Annotated in this window: 14 protein-coding genes; 4 read left to right on the top strand and 10 right to left on the bottom strand. The window is 67.3% G+C overall.

Annotated features, from left to right (window positions below):
* From nuoK to RPB_RS06795, 10 genes are read right to left on the bottom strand one after another with little or no spacing between them, the layout of a single operon-like run.
* Complete coding sequence (gene nuoK / locus RPB_RS06840; RefSeq protein ID WP_011440254.1) at window positions 1-309, bottom strand: NADH-quinone oxidoreductase subunit NuoK; 309 nt, start codon at window positions 307-309, stop codon at window positions 1-3.
* The gene (locus RPB_RS06835; protein WP_011440253.1) at window positions 306-812 is read right to left on the bottom strand and encodes an NADH-quinone oxidoreductase subunit J family protein; all 507 of its coding nucleotides are present in this window, start codon (window positions 810-812) and stop codon (window positions 306-308) included. The genes nuoK and RPB_RS06835 overlap by 4 nt, the downstream gene beginning before the upstream one ends.
* Window positions 809-1324 (bottom strand): NADH-quinone oxidoreductase subunit NuoI, encoded by a 516-nt coding sequence (gene nuoI / locus RPB_RS06830; protein ID WP_011440252.1) that lies wholly within the window; start codon window positions 1322-1324, stop codon window positions 809-811. The genes RPB_RS06835 and nuoI overlap by 4 nt, the downstream gene beginning before the upstream one ends.
* Window positions 1321-2280 (bottom strand): NADH-quinone oxidoreductase subunit NuoH, encoded by a 960-nt coding sequence (gene nuoH / locus RPB_RS06825; protein ID WP_011440251.1) that lies wholly within the window; start codon window positions 2278-2280, stop codon window positions 1321-1323. Before nuoH ends, nuoI begins: the two co-directional genes overlap by 4 nt.
* The gene (nuoG, locus tag RPB_RS06820; RefSeq protein WP_011440250.1) at window positions 2277-4895 is read right to left on the bottom strand and encodes an NADH-quinone oxidoreductase subunit NuoG; all 2619 of its coding nucleotides are present in this window, start codon (window positions 4893-4895) and stop codon (window positions 2277-2279) included. The genes nuoH and nuoG overlap by 4 nt, the downstream gene beginning before the upstream one ends.
* Entirely contained in the window at window positions 4892-6178 is a 1287-nt protein-coding gene (locus tag RPB_RS06815; protein ID WP_011440249.1) for a complex I 51 kDa subunit family protein, read from the bottom strand. Before RPB_RS06815 ends, nuoG begins: the two co-directional genes overlap by 4 nt.
* Complete coding sequence (gene nuoE / locus RPB_RS06810; RefSeq protein WP_011440248.1) at window positions 6175-6648, bottom strand: NADH-quinone oxidoreductase subunit NuoE; 474 nt, start codon at window positions 6646-6648, stop codon at window positions 6175-6177. The genes RPB_RS06815 and nuoE overlap by 4 nt, the downstream gene beginning before the upstream one ends.
* Window positions 6645-8390, bottom strand: a complete 1746-nt coding sequence (nuoC, locus tag RPB_RS06805; protein WP_011440247.1) for an NADH-quinone oxidoreductase subunit C/D — start codon at window positions 8388-8390, stop codon at window positions 6645-6647. Before nuoC ends, nuoE begins: the two co-directional genes overlap by 4 nt.
* Window positions 8387-9013 carry a NuoB/complex I 20 kDa subunit family protein gene (locus RPB_RS06800; protein WP_011440246.1) on the bottom strand — a complete coding sequence of 209 codons (627 nt, stop codon included), beginning with the start codon at window positions 9011-9013 and terminating at the stop codon, window positions 8387-8389. The genes nuoC and RPB_RS06800 overlap by 4 nt, the downstream gene beginning before the upstream one ends.
* Window positions 9010-9399 (bottom strand): NADH-quinone oxidoreductase subunit A, encoded by a 390-nt coding sequence (locus RPB_RS06795; RefSeq protein ID WP_011440245.1) that lies wholly within the window; start codon window positions 9397-9399, stop codon window positions 9010-9012. The genes RPB_RS06800 and RPB_RS06795 overlap by 4 nt, the downstream gene beginning before the upstream one ends.
* Window positions 9400-9833: 434 nt before the next feature.
* On the opposite strand from RPB_RS06795, the gene RPB_RS06790 reads away from it, so the two are divergent.
* The 4 genes from RPB_RS06790 (at window position 9834) to RPB_RS06775 (ending at window position 15971) form a co-directional block, all read left to right on the top strand.
* Window positions 9834-11642 carry a glucan ABC transporter ATP-binding protein/ permease gene (locus RPB_RS06790; protein ID WP_011440244.1) on the top strand — a complete coding sequence of 603 codons (1809 nt, stop codon included), beginning with the start codon at window positions 9834-9836 and terminating at the stop codon, window positions 11640-11642.
* A gap of 168 nt (window positions 11643-11810) precedes the next feature.
* Complete coding sequence (locus RPB_RS06785) at window positions 11811-13310, top strand: D-alanyl-D-alanine carboxypeptidase family protein (protein WP_011440243.1); 1500 nt, start codon at window positions 11811-11813, stop codon at window positions 13308-13310.
* Between the two features lie 224 nt (window positions 13311-13534).
* A complete protein-coding gene (locus tag RPB_RS06780) occupies window positions 13535-15223 on the top strand; it encodes a long-chain fatty acid--CoA ligase (protein WP_041798036.1) in 1689 nt (562 codons plus the stop codon).
* A gap of 262 nt (window positions 15224-15485) precedes the next feature.
* Window positions 15486-15971, top strand: coding sequence for a peroxiredoxin (locus RPB_RS06775; RefSeq protein WP_011440241.1), 486 nt, complete (start codon window positions 15486-15488; stop codon window positions 15969-15971).
* Window positions 15972-16120: the final 149 nt, after the last annotated feature.

Genomic DNA, 16120 nt, shown 5'->3' with positions numbered 1-16120 from the left:
TCATCCCTTCATGCCGCTGATGACGTCGCTGTCGTCGCTGCCGGCGGTGCGGCGGATGCGCAGCAACAGCGCCAGCCCGACCGCGACCTCGGCTGCGGCCAGCGTCAGCACGAGAATGAGCATTCCCTGCCCCTGCGGGTCGGCATGATAGGCGCCGGCGGCGACGAAGGCGAGCGCCGGGCCGCTCAAGGCGACCTCAAGGGCGACGAGCTGAAACAGGATGCCGCGCCGCGCCAGCACGCCGAACAGCCCGATCGCGAACAGGCCGGCGGCGAGGATCATCATGCCGATCAGATCGGAGCCGGTCATGGGCGCCCCCCCGGCGAGCGATCGCTGCGGCCGATATGGCGGACGCCTACCAGGCCGGCGAGCAGCAGCAGCGAGGCGAGCTCGACCGCCAGCGCCCATGGCCCGAACAGCAGCCGGCCGACCTGCTGCGCCGACACCGGGGCGGCGGCGGTGTTGCCCGCGATGCCGAACTCCCCGAACAGGAACGGCGCGAGGATCAGCACCGACAGCAGCAGCGGCAGCGGCCAGGCGCCGCGCAGCCCGGCCCGCTCGCGCGTGATCGATTCCGGGGAGATCGGCAGCGTCATCACCACGAACACGAACAGCACCACGATCGCACCGGCATAGATCAGGATCAGCAGCACGGCGGCGAACGCCGCCCCCAGGGCGAAGAACGCCACCGCCAGCGCCAGCAGCATCACCACCAGATACAGCAGCGCGTGCACGGCATTCGGCCGCGTCACCGCGATCGCCGCGGACACCAGCGCGAAGCCGCCGGCATAGATCGCCAGCCACAGGCTCATGGCAGCAGCCCCTTCAGATCGACCGGCGGGGATTCGTTCTCGGCGCAGCCCTTGTCCTTGCCGTCGATCGCCTTGCCGGCGACCGACCAGTAGCGATAGCCGCGCACCTTGCCCTCGCCTGCAATCAGCAGATCGTGCTTCTCGTAGACCAGCGCGTCGCGGCGCCATTCGCCGAGTTCGAAATCCGGCGTGAGCTGGATCGCCGCGGTCGGACACGCCTCCTCGCAGAAGCCGCAGAAGATGCAGCGCGCGAAATTGATGCGGAAATGCTCCGGATACCAGCGGCCGTCGTCGGCGACCGCCTTGGAAAGATCGATGCAGCCGACCGGGCACACCGCCGCGCACAGGTTGCAGGCGACGCAGCGCTCCTGGCCGTCCGGATCGCGCGTCAGCACGATGCGGCCGCGGCTGCGCGGAAACAGCTTCGGCTTCTCTTCCGGATAAAGCTGCGTCTCCGCCTTGACGAACAGCTTGCGGCCGACCCGCAACATCGCTTCCAGCCAGCCGATCATGGCGCGCTCCTCGCCACCACGACGATGCCGGTCAGCAGCAGGTTGAGCAGCGACAGCGGCAGCGCGATCTTCCAGGCGAAGCCGAGCAACTGATCGTAACGTGGCCGCGGCAGCGTCGCGCGCAGCCAGACGAACACCACGGCGATCACCGCGGTCTTGAGGCCGAACCAGATCGGCCCCGGCAACCATGGCCCGAGCCAACCGCCGAAGAACAGCGTGACCGCCAGCGCCGAGACCAGCAGCACCGCCAGATATTCGCCGAGGAAGAACAGGCCGAACGACATGCCGGTGTATTCGGTGATGAAGCCGGCGACGAGATCGTTCTCGGATTCCGGCAGGTCGAACGGCAGACGATGCGCGGCCGCGACGCCGGCGATGCAGAACAGCGCCGCGCCGAGCGGCTGCAGCACCACGAACCAGACGTCGCGCTGTGCTTCGACGATCGCGTGCATCGACAGCGAGCCTGCGAGCATCACCGCGCCCATCAGCGACAGGCCGAGAAACACCTCGTAGGCCAGCATCTGTGCCGCCGCACGCATGCCGCCCATCATCGAGAACCGGTTGTTCGACGCCCAGGCACCGAGCATCGCGGCGTAGGCGGTGAGCCCCATCATGCCGAGCAGAAACAGTACGCCGACATCGACGGGAGCGAGCACCAGCCCGTCGCCGAAGGCGACGACGCCGAAGCCGGCGAGCACCGGCGTCGCGGCGATGGCTGGCGCGAGGATGTAAGTGAGCTTGTCGGCGCCGGGCGGCGGCCGGTCTTCCTTGGTCAGAATCTTGACGGTGTCGGCGACCCATTGCAGCGAGCCGAACGGGCCGACGCGGTTGGGGCCGTAGCGCTCCTGCACGAAGCCGAGCAGCCGCCGCTCAACCCATGTAAACGTGCCGGCGACCACCAGCAGCGCCATGATCAGCACGGCCGAAATGATCGCGGTGATGATGAGGCCGATCATCGCGCAGCCTCCAGCCGCACCCGGCGCAGCGGCCCGCGCGGCGCGTCGATGCCGGCGCTGATCGCCACACAGCCGCGCGGCAGCGAGGCGTCGAGCGAAATCGTCGCAGCGCAGGCTCGGCCGTCGATCAGCACCGCGGCGCCTGGCGCGAGGCCATGCAGCGCGGCGTCGTCGGGATGCAGCAGCAGCCGCGGCGCCGGCGCGCGGGCGGCGAGCAGCGCACTGGCGCGGCTGAGTTCGAAACCCGAGAACGCATCGTGCAGCGGCACCATCAACAGGCCTTCGCCTGCGACGGGTTCAGAGGGCGGCGGATCGATCAGCGCAGCCGCATTCGGCTTCAGCAGCATGGCGCCCGGATCGCCGCCGCGCAGCGGGCCGCCGATCTCTTCCATGAAGCGCGTGACGTTGTTGGCAGAGTGCAGGCCGGCGGTCTTATAGCTGGTGATCAGCGGCGGCGGCACCGCGGTGCCGCGTGCGCCCTTGATGCCGAACGTCATCGGCCCGTCGGGATCGATCGGAATCACAGCGTCGGCGAATTGTCCGGCACGGTCGTCGGCGGTGCGGGCGGAATACGGCCGCGGCGCGCGCGTGACCTGGCCGTCGGCCATCATGAAATCCGCATTCGGCGCGGCATCGGCGACGCCGACCAGATCCGGCCACTCGACGATCAGATCGCCGATCAGCGCGTCGAGGCTGTGCCAATCGCCGGCGCCGAACGCATCGAGTCTGCGCCACGCCGACGGCGCGCTGTCCTGAGGCGGCACCGCGGCGAAGAAGCGCTGCGCGCGGCCCTCGTAGTTGACGAAAGTGCCGGCGCAGCCGGTGAACGGCGCGACCGGCAGCGCGACCGATGCCCGCGCGGTGGTTTCGCTGGCCATCGAATCCAGCGCCACCACCGACTTCGCCGCAGCGAACAGCCGTTCGACGCTGGCGCGCGGCGCGCGTTCGAACAGCTCGTTCTCCAGCACGATCGCTGTCTTGGCCGCGCCGCGCTCCAGCAATGCCGCGGCGCTGTCGAGACCGTCGCCGCCGAGCAAGGCCAGGCCGATGCTGTTGGCCTCCGGCGGCAGCAGCACGATCCGGGCCTTGGCGCCGAGCGCCGAGGCGATCGCCGCTGCGGCCTCGATGATGTCGGCGACGCCGAGCGAGCAACCGGCGACGATCAGCGGACGCTGCGCGACTGCGAGGATCTCGGCGACGCGCGTGGTATCGGCATCGCCCTGCGCCTCGCCACGCAGCGCGGCTGCGACGCCGGCGCCTAACGCAGCGATCGCCTGCGGGTCGCGCCGGAGAGAAAGCGCCGCGATGTGATCGAGCGGATCGGCGACCGGCGTCACCAGCGCGATCGGCGAGCGGCGGCCTTCGCCGGCGGTTCGCACCGCCGGATCGAGCCAGCGCGGCACGCCCTTCTGTTCCGCGAGGTCGCGCTCGGCGCCGCGCGCGGTCTGCCGCAGCGCCAGCGCCAGCCGCGGCGATGCGTTGGTGAGATCGTCGCCCAGCACCAGCACGGCGTCGGCCCGCTCCACATCCGCAAGCGACGCCACGGTCGCGGGTCCCGCGCGCACAATCGCGACGATGCGGCGGACCATCGTCGCCTCGGCGTCGGAGACGCCGGCGAAGAACCGCTCCGGCCCGACCAGCCGCTGCAACGCGTAGTTCGCCTCCAGCGAGGCGCGCGGCGAGCCGATGCCGATCGCGCCTTCGGCAACGACGGCGTGCGCCGCCGCGCAGGCGTCGGCTTCACTGGCGGCCTCGCCTTGCATCAAGGGCGTCAGGAGACGCTTGTCGGAGACGACGTGGAGCGGGCCGTAGCGGCCACGATCGCAGATGAAATAGCCGTTCAGCGCGCCGTGATAGCGGTTCTGCACCCGCTTGACCCGGCCGTCGCGCTGATCGACCAGAATGTTGCAGCCGAGCGAGCAATGCGGGCAGATCGACGGCGTCGCCCGCATGTCCCATTTGCGCGCGTAGTCCTGAGACCAGCCCTTGTCGTTGAACACGCCGGTCGGACACACTTCGGCGAGATTGCCGGCGAACGGGCTGTCCAGCGGGCCGTCCTCGGCGCGGCCGAAATACACGTCGTCGTGCGCGCCGAAGGCATCGAGATCGCGCCCGCCGGCATAGTCGCGATAGAACCGGGTGCAGCGATAGCAGGCGATGCAGCGGTTCATCTCGTGCGTCAGCAGCGGCCCGAGATCCTGATTGCGATGGGTGCGCTTGTCGAAGCGATAGCGGCGAATGGCGTGGCCGGTGGCGATTGTCATGTCCTGCAGATGGCAGGAGCCGGCCTCCTCGCACACCGGGCAATCGTGCGGATGGTTGACCATCAGCCACTCGATCACCTGCGCGCGAAACGCCACCGCCTCGGGATCGCTGACCGAGACGCGCTCGACATCCGCGACCGGCGTCATGCAACTCATCACGATCCGGCCTTCGGTATCGTTCGGGCCGGCATACACCTTCACGGCGCATTGCCGGCAGGCCCCGACCGAGCCGAGCGCGCCATGCCAGCAGAAATACGGCACATCGACCCCGTGCGTCAGGCATGCCGACAACAGGTCCTCGTCGTCCTTGGCCTCGATGATGCGGCCGTCGATCTCGATCTTCTTGGTCATGCGCGGCCCACCGGACAGGAGCCCTGCAGATGGGCAGCGAAGATATCGCCGAAGCGTTCGAGGCCGCTGCGCAGCGGCGTCAGCGCGCCGGTGTTGAGGTCGCAATAGGAGCGGCCGGACGGGCCGGACAGCGCGACGTGCTGGTGCAGCAGGTCGATATCGCCGCGCGTGCCCTTGCCGGCCTCGATCGTGTCGAGCAGCTTCGCCACCCACGGCAGCCCGTCGCGACAGGGCGTGCACAGCCCGCAGCTCTCGCGCGCATAGAACCGCATGTGGCGGCCGATCGCCGCCACCGGACAGGCGTGGTCGTCCAGCACGATCAGCGCGCCGGTGCCGAGCGAAGAGCCGGCCCTCTTGGTGTGCGCGAAGTCGAGCGGCACGTCGAGCTCGGCCGTCTCCAGAAACGCCGTGGCGCCACCGCCGGGCTGGAAGGCGAACAGCGCGCGGCCTTGACGAATGCCGCCGCACAGATCGAACAATTCGCGTGCGGTGGTGCCCATCGGCGCCTCGATCAGTTGCGGACGCGCGACGCAGCCGGAGACGCCGTACAGCTTGGTGCCGCCTTCGTTGGTGTGCGACAAACCCTGATACCACTCGGCGCCGTGCTCGACGATCGAGGGCACCGCCGACAGCGTCTCGACATTGTTGACCGTGGTCGGCCGACCCCACAGCCCGCTGACGGCGGGATAAGGCGGGCGATGCCGCGGCACGGGACGTTCGCCTTCCAGCGCGGCGATCAGCGCGGTCTCCTCGCCGACGATATAGCGGCCGGCCGAGGCGTGCACCCGCATCGTCAGATCGAAGCCCGAGCCGAGAATGTCGCGGCCGAGCAGGCCGGTCTGTTCGGCCTCGACGATGGCGCGGGAGAGCGCGGCGGCGGCGGCGCGATATTCGTCGCGCACCAGGATGATCACTTCGGTTGCGCCCATCGCATAGGCGGCGATCGTGGCGCCCTCGATCAGTTGTTGTGGCAACGCCTCCATCAGCAGGCGGTCCTTGAACGATCCGGGCTCGGTCTCGTCGCCGTTGACGCAGAGATAGCACGCGCCCGGCCCGGCCTTCTCGGCACCGGCGCGCATGAAGCGCCATTTGTTGGCGGTCGGGAATCCCGCGCCGCCGCGACCACGCAAACCCGCGGCTTCGATCAGCGCGATGATCGCCTCGGGGCTGTGGCGCTTCAAGGCCAGCGCCAACCCAGCGCCGCCGCCGAGCCGGCGCCATGCGGCGAGGCTGTGCGGCTGACGATCGGCCGTGGCGCGGCCGGTGAGCGGCTTGTCGCTCATCGCGCACCTCCGATCAGCGCGTCGAGATCGTCCGCCGTCAACGGCCCGACCAGCTTGCGCTCCGGCCCGACCAGCGCCACCGGGGCAAGGTCGCAGCCGCCGACGCAGCAGATGTTGATCAGCGTGAACTTGCCGTCCGGCGTGGTCTCGCCGAAGCCGATGCCGAGCCGGCTCATCACCGCGTCGCGCACGGCGTCGCCACCGCACAGAAAGCAGCTCAGCCCGTCGCACAGCAGGATCACGGTATCGCCGACCGGGCTCCGGAAGATCTGGCTGTAGAAAGTGGCGAGGCTGTCGATCTCGGCGGTGGTCACGCCGAGCGCCTCTGCTGCTTCCTTCAGATGCGCGTCGGAGACCCAGCCTTCGGCCTCCTGCACCAACTTCAGCGCTTCCAGCATCGCGGCCTTCGGCCCGCCGTGATGGGCGGCGGCCTGCGCGATCGCGGTCCTGATGGCGGGGCTGAGGCTCATCGGTCGACGTCCGACATCACGTAGTCGATACTGCCCAGATAGGCGACGAGATCGGCCACCATCATGCCGGGCGCCACCGCCGAAATCATCTGCAGATGCGGGAACGACGGCGTGCGAATCCGCGTGCGATAGCTCGACGGTTCGCCGTCGGAAATCAGCGCGAATTGCGTGAGCCCGCGCACGGTCTCGACCTGCCCGGTGGTCTCACCCGGCGGCAGCACCGGCCCCCAGCTGGCGCCGACGAAATGATGGATCATGGTCTCGATGTCGTGCAGCATCCGCTCGCGCGGCGGCGGCGTGGTCAGCGGATGGTCGGCCTTGATCGGGCCGGACGGCATGTTGTCGACGCACTGCCGGATGATTTTCAGCGATTGGCGGATCTCCTCGACCCGCACCACGGTGCGGTCGTAGCAATCGCCGTTATGGCCGACCGGAATTTCGAACTCGAAATTCTCGAAGCCCGAATAGGGCCGCGCCTTGCGGACGTCCCATGCGGAGCCGGTCGCGCGCAGCCCGGGCCCGGTGACGCCCCAGTCCAGCGCCATCGCGGTGTCGTAGGCAGCAACTCCCTTGGTCCGCGCCTGGAAGATCTCATTGCGCAACACCATGCCTTCGTAGTCGGCAAGCCGCGCCGGCATCCAGTCGAGGAATTCGCGCACCAGCCTGTCCCAGCCCTGCGGCAGGTCCATCGACAGCCCGCCGATGCGGAAATAGCCGGGATGCATCCGCGCGCCGGTGATCGCCTCGATCACCCGGTAGCCGCGCTCGCGATCGACGAACATGTAGAACACCGGCGACATCGCGCCGGTGTCCTGCGCCATGGTGCCGTAGAACAGCAGGTGATTCATGATGCGGAACATTTCCGACAGCATCACCCGCACCGTCAGCGCGCGATCCGGTACGGTGATGCCGCAGGCTTTCTCGACCGCCTGCAGATACGGCATCTCGCCCATCACGCCGCCGAGATAGTCGACGCGGTCGGTGTAGGGCAGGAAATTGTGCCAGGTCTGGCGCTCCGCCATTTTCTCGGCGCCGCGATGATGGAAACCGATGTCCGGCCGCGCCGCGACGATCTCCTCGCCATCGAGCGCCAGCACGATGCGAAACACGCCATGGGTCGCCATGCTGTGCGGCCCGTAGTTCAGGATCATCAGTTCGACGCCGTCGCGATGCGTCGGCAGGCCGAATTTCTCCGGATCGGCGGCGAGCGCGTGCTCCTTGGCGTCGAACAGCGCCGCGGTCATGTTGAACAGCGGCCGCTCGGTGGCGCGGCCGGGCTGGGTCTTGCGCATCGGATGGCCTTCCCATCCGGGCGGCAGCAGAATGCGCAGCGAATGCGGCTGGGCTTCGAATTCGACGCCGAACATGTCATAGGCTTCGCGCTCGTACCACGCCGCGTTGGGGTACACGCCCGCGATCGACTTCGCGCTCGGATACTCGGCGTCGAGCCCGACCTTCAGCCGGATGTCGGCGTTGCGCTCGTGCGACATCAGATGGCTGGCGATGGTGATGCCGGACGGCGGCTGCCCCTCGCGATGTTTGCGCGCGGTCTCGTCGATCGCCCACAGATCGACCAGCATCCTGAACGGGCGCTCGACCTCGTGCTTCAGATAGCGATGCACGGCAGCCGACGCCTCCGGACGGATCCACACCGTCGGAAACCGCTCACGCGTGGTCTGCTCGCCCAGCACCGCGTCTCCGAATCGCGCGCCGAGTTCGCTGACGAGGTCGGTTGCGCTCACAATGTCTCCGGCGGATCGAGAAGGGTCTGCGCCATACGTTGGTCGTGACGCTCGTCGCGCCGGCGCGGCGCATCGAAGCCGAGGCCCGCACTGTTGCCGACGGTGACGCCGAGCGGCCGGCGTTCGCTGCCGACCTGCTGCTGCAGCATGATCAGCGCATCGAGCATCGCTTCCGGGCGTGGCGGGCAGCCGGGGATATAGACATCGACCGGAATGAAGCGGTCGACGCCCTGCACCACCGAGTAGATGTCGTACATGCCGCCCGAACAGGCGCAGGCACCCATCGCGATCACCCAGCGCGGCGCCCGCATCTGCTCGTACAGCCGCAGCAGCGGCGCGGCCATCTTGTGAAACACCGTGCCGGAGACGACCAGCAGATCGGCCTGCCGCGGCGAGGCGCGGATCACTTCGGCGCCGAACCGCGCCTGGTCGTAGACCGGCGTCAGCGCGGTGACCTGTTCGACGTAGCAGCACGACAGACCGAAATTGAACGGCCACAGGCTGTGCTTGCGCGACCATGCGGTCAGGTCCTCGAGCGTGGTGAACAGGCTCGACAGCGCCATGTGTTGTTCGACGGAGACCGGCTCGGCCGGCTGAAGCGCATGGGGCGGCAGGTCAGTCATCGCTTGCGCTCCTTGTGCCAGTCGAGCGCGCCGTCGGCCCACAGATAGACCAGCGCCAGCAGCAGCACGCCGATGAATACCGCCGCCTCGATCAGCCCGAACCAGCCGGTGTCGCGCGCCGCGACCGCCCAGGCGAACAGAATCGCGACTTCCATGTCGAAGATGACGAACAGCGCAGCGATCAGGAAATATGGTGCGTTGATCGGCCCCTGCTGCGGCGCGGCCGGCAGCACGCCGCCCTCATACGGCACGTCGGGGCGCGCGCCGGCGCGCTTCTCGCGCAACAAGGCGGCAACGACGATGATCGCCGCCACGATGCCCGCGGAGAGCGCGACATGGATCGCCAGCGCGGCATCCGGATTGATCGGGAAGATCGAGTCACTCACCGACGAGGCTCCTGGCGAACGGCAAACAGCAACGCGCGCGATTCGAACCCGTCTGGAATCCGGACCGCCCGTGCGTCATGGTGACCATGTCATCCAGGTCGTCAAGGACCGTTGACGCCGATCAAGCTCCGCACCGGCGCCTATCCGAATCCGGATTTGATATCCGCGACTTGGAACCGGGTTGCGAACTTGCAAAGCGTTCTCCGGCGGGGCTTTCCGCGGCGCGGCGGCGGCGCGCATCACGTGATTCGAACAGCTGCATTGCGCTGCGGCACGATGCCGCCCCGCTTCTTGATCATGCGCATGGATGGCAGTCAGTGACATCGTCACCGGGCCCGACCGCCGCTCGCCATCCACCGAGACTGTCAGCGGCCGCATTTCGCTGCGCGACAAAATGATCTATCGCTAGCGGGTTCCATCGCTGCGGGGCGCCGATGTCGCTGTTTCGTGTTTATACGCGCGTGCTCGAGCTGCTCGGCAAAGAGCGGCGGCTCGGCTGGACGCTGGCCGTCGCCAATCTGTTGCTCGCCACCGCGCAATTCGCCGAACCGGTGCTGTTCGGCCGGATCGTCGATGTGATGTCCGGCAATCTCGCCACCGGCGCGCTGGCGCCGGAGGCGCGCTCGCCGTGGCCGCTGCTCGCCGCCTGGGTCGGCTTCGGCCTGTTCACGATTTTCTGCTCGGCCGCCGTCTCGCTGCACGCCGACCGTCTTGCGCATCGCCAAAGGCAGGCGGTGCTGACCAGCTATTTCGAACACATCCTGCAGCTGCCGACGACGTTCCATACCGGCACGCATTCGGGTCGGCTGATCAAAGTGATGCTGCAGGGCACCGATGCGCTGTGGCGGGTGTGGCTCGGTTTCTTCCGCGAACACTTCGCCGCGCTGCTCTCTTTGCTCGTGCTGTTGCCGCTGTCGCTGTACATTAACTGGCGGCTGGCGATGCTGCTGTTCGCATTGTGCGGCGTGTTCACGGTGCTGACCACGCTGGTGGTCCGCAAGACCTACGGCCTGCAGAGCGAGGTCGAGGCGCAATACAGCGACCTGTCCGCCCGCGCCTCCGATGCGCTCGGCAACGTCGCGCTGGTGCAGAGCTACGTGCGAATCGACGCCGAGGTCCAGGGCCTGCGCTTCGTCGCCGACAAGCTGCTGGCGGCGCAGATGCCGGTGCTGTCGTGGTGGGCGCTGGTGACGGTCATCACCCGCGCCTCGACCACGATCACCGTGCTGGCGATCTTCGCGCTCGGCATCGTCCTCAATCAGCAGGGTCTCACCAGCATCGGCGAGATCGTGATGTTTGTGTCGTTCGCGACCCTGCTGATCCAGCGGCTCGAGCAGGTGGTGAGCTTCGTCAACAGCCTGATGATGGAAGCGCCGCGGCTGCAGGAATTCATCGACGTGCTCGACGAGGTGCCGGCGGTCCGCGACCGGCCCAATGCGATCGATCCGGGGCGGCTGTCGGGGCTCGTCGAATTCCAGGACGTGTCGTTTTCCTATGACGGCAAGCGGCCGGCGGTCGAGGATCTGTCGTTCACCGCGCTCCCCGGGCAAACCATCGCGCTGGTCGGCGCCACCGGCGCCGGCAAGTCGACCGCGATCGCGCTGCTGCACCGCGCGTTCGATCCGCAGTCCGGCACGGTCAAGATCGACGGCATGGATATCCGCGGCCTGACGCTGGCGGGGCTGCGACGCAACATCGGCGTGGTGTTTCAGGAAGCGCTGCTGTTCGACCGCTCGATCGCCGACAATCTGCGCGTCGGCAAACCCGATGCCACCGACGCCGAATTGCGGCTGGCGGCCGAGCGCGCGCAGGCGCTGGATTTCATCGAGCGCAGCGGTCTCGGCTTCAATACCGCCGCGGGCGAGCGCGGCCGCATGTTGTCCGGCGGCGAACGGCAGCGGCTGTCGATCGCCCGCGCGCTGCTGAAGGATCCGCCGATCCTGATCCTCGACGAGGCGACCTCGGCGCTCGACGCGGTGACCGAAGCCAAGGTCAATCTCGCGCTCGACGAGGTGATGAGAGGCCGCACCACCTTCGTGATCGCGCACCGGCTCTCGACCATCCGCCACGCCACCCGAATCCTGGTGTTCGAGAACGGACGCGTGATCGAAAGCGGAACATTCGATGACTTGGTGGCGCAGCGCGGACACTTCGCGGAACTGGCGCGGGCGCAATTCATGGTTCAGGAGGACGCCCGGGCCAGCGTTGCCGCAGCCGCCGATCACGCGTCCGTCAGGCCGTGAGCACCGTCGAATTTCGGCCCCTTTCCTCACGGAATACCCCGGCGAGCTCTATTCGACGAGCACAAGCCGGTATAGGGTCGGGTCTGCTGGGCCAACGCCTGAACCCGAACGTCAACCCGTAAAGACCTCGTCCGCAACGGACGGATCTCAAAGGACCGGAATCGGATCGTGCAATTTTTCACCGCGCAGCCTCGCAGCCCTTCGCTGTTCTGGATCACCCTCACCGCCCTGCTGATGCTGACGGCTCTGCCGCGGATCGCCTCGGCGGAAGCTCTGCTGCTGGTCGAGGCCGATACCGGCAAGGTGCTGCAGGCGGAGAACGCCACCTATCCATGGTATCCCGCTTCGGTCACTAAGATCATGACCGCCTATGTGACGCTGAAGGCGGTGAAGGAAGGCCGGCTGACGCTCGACTCGCTGTTGACCGTGTCGCCGGTCGCCGCGGCGCAATCGCCGTCGAAGATGGGCTTCGCCCCCGGCACGCTGATCACCGTCGACAATGCGCTGAAGATGATGATGGTGAAGTCGGCCAACGACATCGCCGTGGTGCTGGCCGAAGGCGTCGGCGGCTCGGTCGACGGCTTCTCGGACATGATGAACACGACCGCGCAGCGGCTCGGCATGACCCAGACTCACTACGTCAATCCGAACGGACTGCCGGCCGAAGGCCAGGTCACCTCGGCGCGCGATCTGGCGATCCTGGCGCGCGCGGTGTTGCGCGACCTGCCGGAATACGAGCACTTCATGCACATCCCGGCGATCCGTTTCGGCAAGCGTGTCACCCACAATTTCAACAAGCTGATCGGCCGCTATCCCGGCGCCGACGGCTTCAAGACCGGCTTCATCTGCGCCTCTGGCTACAATCTGGTCGCCAGCGCCACCCGCAATGGCCGACGCCTGATCGCGGTGGTGCTCGGCGCCAATTCCGGGCAGGACCGCGCGGTCAAGGCGGCTCAACTGCTCGAACGCGGCTTCTCGGCCAACACGCTGGCATGGCTGACGCCGTCGCTCGGCACCGTCGACAACCTCGCGCCGATCGACGCCACCCCGCCCAACCTGCGCGACGAGATGTGCGGCCCCAAGCGCAAGCGCCCGGCCAGCGACGAGGACGAGCAGGTCGCCAGCGTCATCGCCAATGGCGACACGATGCTGTCGATGTTCTCGCCGCCGGCGCTGCGCCCGGTCGACATGATCGCCGCCGCGCCCGCCCCGACCGAACCGGTCCAGGTCTACACCGGGCCGACCCGGACCGGCGCAGCCTTGATCGCGGCCGCCGCCAGCGACGCCGAGCGCCAGGCCGCCGCCGGCAAGAAGAAGCTCGCCAAAAAGAAGAATGCGAAGCCGAAAGACGACGTCAAGGATGCCGCCCTCGGCGAAAAGCACAACGGCCGTACGACGGTCACGATCGATACCAGCAAGCCCAAACCCGCCGCTGCCAAACCTGACGTAGCCAGGCCCGCGGCTGCCAAGCCCGCCGCTACCAAGCCCGCCACCGCCAAGCCTGCCAATGCCAAGCCTGCCGGCGCCAAAGCAGCCAACGCAAAGCCAGCCGCCAAGCCCGAGACGCCGGCCGCGGCCGACAAGCAGGCGCCCCCGGCCAAACCCAAGGCGGCGGCCGCCAAGCCGGGACCGAAAGCCGCGACCGGCGAGACCAGGCCCGGCACCTGAGGGACATCCGGCTCGTCGGGCCGACTACCTGTATTAACCCCGAGTGTGGAGCGACCGCGTGCGGCGGCCGGTCAGCTTGCGTTCGGCCACGGCTTCGCTCAATACTCGACCGGCAATCAACAGGATTGAATTGCCGCGCCTTTCGGCCAATTCGTGGGGCCGGGGCGATGTGCGACAATCAATAACGCGGAGCGATGCGCTCCCGGCGATGTGAGGAAAAGACCATGGAGCGGATCTGGCTCAAGCACTACCCGCCGGGCGTGCCGGCGGACATCGACGTGACGCAATACGCATCGCTGGTCCAACTGCTCGAGGAGAGCTTCAGGGATTTCGGCGATCGCAAGGCCTTCATCTGCATGGACAAGGCGATCACCTATCGCGAGCTCGACGAGATGTCGGCCGCGCTCGGCGCCTATCTGCAGGGCAAGGGCCTGCAGAAGGGCGCGCGCGTCGCGCTGATGATGCCCAACGTCCTGCAATATCCGGTGGCGATCGCGGCGGTGCTGCGCGCCGGATTCGCCGTCGTCAACGTCAACCCGCTCTATACGCCCCGCGAACTCGAGCATCAGCTCAAGGACTCCGGCGCGGAAGCGATCATCGTGCTGGAAAACTTCGCCAGCACCGTCGAACAGGTGCTCGCCAAAACCGCCGTCAAGCACGTGGTCCTCGCCACCATGGGCGACATGCTCGGTTTCAAGGGCGTGATCGTCAATCTGGTGGTGCGCAAGATCAAGAAGATGGTGCCGGCCTATTCGCTGCCCAGCGCGGTGCCCTACAACGAAGCAGTCGCCGCGGGCCGCGGCCTCAAGCTCACCAAGCCGACACTCGGCCCCGACGACGTCGCCTTCCTGCAATATACCGGCGGCACGACCGGCGTGTCCAAGGGCGCGACGCTGCTCCATCGCAACATCGTCGCCAACGTCCTGCAGAACGACGCCTGGCTGCAGCCGGCGCTGGCGAAGCCGCCGCATGTCGATCAGCTGTTCATCGTCTGCGCGCTGCCGCTGTACCACATCTTCGCGCTGACCGCCTGCTACCTGCTCGGCGTGCGTGCCGGCGGCGTCAATCTGCTGATTCCGAACCCGCGCGACATGCCGGGCTTCATCAAGGAACTGATGAAGTATCAGGTCAACAGCTTCCCGGCGGTCAACACGCTGTACAACGGCCTGCTGCATTCGCCAGGCTTCGACAAGGTCGACTTCTCCAAGCTCAAGATCTCCAACGGCGGCGGCATGGCTGTGCAGCGCCCTGTCGCTGAAGCCTGGCTGAAGATGACCGGCTGTCCGATCGCCGAAGGCTACGGCCTGTCGGAGACCGCGCCGGTGCTGACCTGCAACCCCGCCACCGTCACCGAATTCAACGGCACGATCGGCGTGCCGGTGCCGTCGACCTATCTGTCGATCCGCGACGACGAGGGCAAGGAAGTGCCGTTCGGCACCCCCGGCGAAATCTGCGCCATGGGTCCGCAGGTGATGAGCGGCTACTGGAACCGACCGGACGAGACCGCGCTGGTGATGACCGCCGACGGCTATTTCCGCACCGGCGACGTCGGCGTGATGACGGAGGACGGCTTCACCAAGATCGTCGACCGCAAGAAGGACATGATCCTGGTCTCCGGCTTCAACGTCTATCCGAACGAAGTCGAGGAAGTGATCGCCACCCATCCGGGCGTGCTGGAATGCGCCGTGATCGGCGTGCCCGACAAGCGCACCAGCGAGGCGGTCAAGGCGTTCATCGTCAAGAAGGACCCCGACCTCACCGCCGAGGACGTCATCAAGTTCTGTCACACCCAGCTCACCAACTACAAGGTGCCGCGGCAGATCGAATTCCGCACCACGCTGCCGAAGACCAATGTCGGCAAGATCCTCCGCCGCGAACTGCGCGACGAGAAGAAGAACCAGGCGGCGGCTTAATTCGCTGGCGCTCAGCCGTGATCCTGAGGTGCGCGCCCTTGCGCGCCTCGAAGGATGACATCCGCGTGTGCGTGCGGCCCATCCTTCGAGGCCGCCGCTCTGCGGCGACGCCTCAGGATGACGCGGACACGTTTCTTCGATAACGCACGTCTTCGATAACGCACGCGTGAGGCGAACATCGACTCGCTCGCCGCCGCGCCAGATTGTCAGTTCGCCGATCGCGAGCTAGAACCGGGCCGAGCTTTTCAGGGAGAGACTGCAGATGACCATCAAGGTTGGCGACCGTTTGCCCGAGGCCACGTTCCGCGTCATGACCGCGGACGGCGTTCAGAGCAAAACCACCGACGACATCTTCAAGGGCAAGAAGGTCGCGCTGTTCGCTGTGCCCGGCGCTTACACCGGCACCTGCCACAAGATGCATCTGCCGAGCATCTTCCTCAACGCCTACGCGATCAAGGACAAGGGCGTCGACACCATCGCGATCGTTTCGGTCAACGATGCTTTCGTGATGAGCGCCTGGAAGCGCGACACCGACCAGCGCGACGAGGCGATCTTCCTCGCCGACGGCAATTCCGACTTCACCAAGGCGATCGGCATGGAGATGGACGGCTCCGGATTCGGATTGGGCACCCGCTCGCTGCGCTATTCGATGCTGGTCGACGACGGCGTGGTGACCAAGCTCAACCTCGAGCCGAATCCCGGCAAAGTCGAAGTCTCCGGCGGCGACACGCTGCTGGGGCAGCTGTAACCGGACTAACGACACAACGCTCGTCATCCTGAGGTGCGCGCGCTGTTGCGCGCGCCTCGAAGGATGGGCCGCTTGCACGCGTTTCCGCATCCTACGAGGCTCGCCCTTCGGGCTCGCTCCTCAGGATGACGGCACGACGACGTATACCG

The sequence above is a fragment of the Rhodopseudomonas palustris HaA2 genome (assembly GCF_000013365.1).
Taxonomy (GTDB): domain Bacteria; phylum Pseudomonadota; class Alphaproteobacteria; order Rhizobiales; family Xanthobacteraceae; genus Rhodopseudomonas; species Rhodopseudomonas palustris_J.
Note: the sequence above shows the minus strand (reverse complement) of the source record. Positions and strands in the feature narration are given on the sequence as shown.

Bases quoted from the DNA above. Each gene is read 5' to 3' on its own strand.
- RPB_RS06775 (WP_011440241.1), top strand. From the start codon at position 15,486: ATGACCATCAAGGTTGGCGACCGTTTGCCCGAGGCCACGTTCCGCGTC.
- RPB_RS06815 (WP_011440249.1), bottom strand. From the start codon at position 6,178: ATGAGCGACAAGCCGCTCACCGGCCGCGCCACGGCCGATCGTCAGCCG.
- nuoI (WP_011440252.1), bottom strand. From the start codon at position 1,324: ATGATCGGCTGGCTGGAAGCGATGTTGCGGGTCGGCCGCAAGCTGTTC.
- RPB_RS06835 (WP_011440253.1), bottom strand. From the start codon at position 812: ATGAGCCTGTGGCTGGCGATCTATGCCGGCGGCTTCGCGCTGGTGTCC.
- nuoG (WP_011440250.1), bottom strand. From the start codon at position 4,895: ATGACCAAGAAGATCGAGATCGACGGCCGCATCATCGAGGCCAAGGAC.
- nuoH (WP_011440251.1), bottom strand. From the start codon at position 2,280: ATGATCGGCCTCATCATCACCGCGATCATTTCGGCCGTGCTGATCATG.
- RPB_RS06790 (WP_011440244.1), top strand. From the start codon at position 9,834: ATGTCGCTGTTTCGTGTTTATACGCGCGTGCTCGAGCTGCTCGGCAAA.
- RPB_RS06780 (WP_041798036.1), top strand. From the start codon at position 13,535: ATGGAGCGGATCTGGCTCAAGCACTACCCGCCGGGCGTGCCGGCGGAC.
- nuoK (WP_011440254.1), bottom strand. From the start codon at position 309: ATGACCGGCTCCGATCTGATCGGCATGATGATCCTCGCCGCCGGCCTG.
- RPB_RS06800 (WP_011440246.1), bottom strand. From the start codon at position 9,013: ATGACTGACCTGCCGCCCCATGCGCTTCAGCCGGCCGAGCCGGTCTCC.
- nuoE (WP_011440248.1), bottom strand. From the start codon at position 6,648: ATGAGCCTCAGCCCCGCCATCAGGACCGCGATCGCGCAGGCCGCCGCC.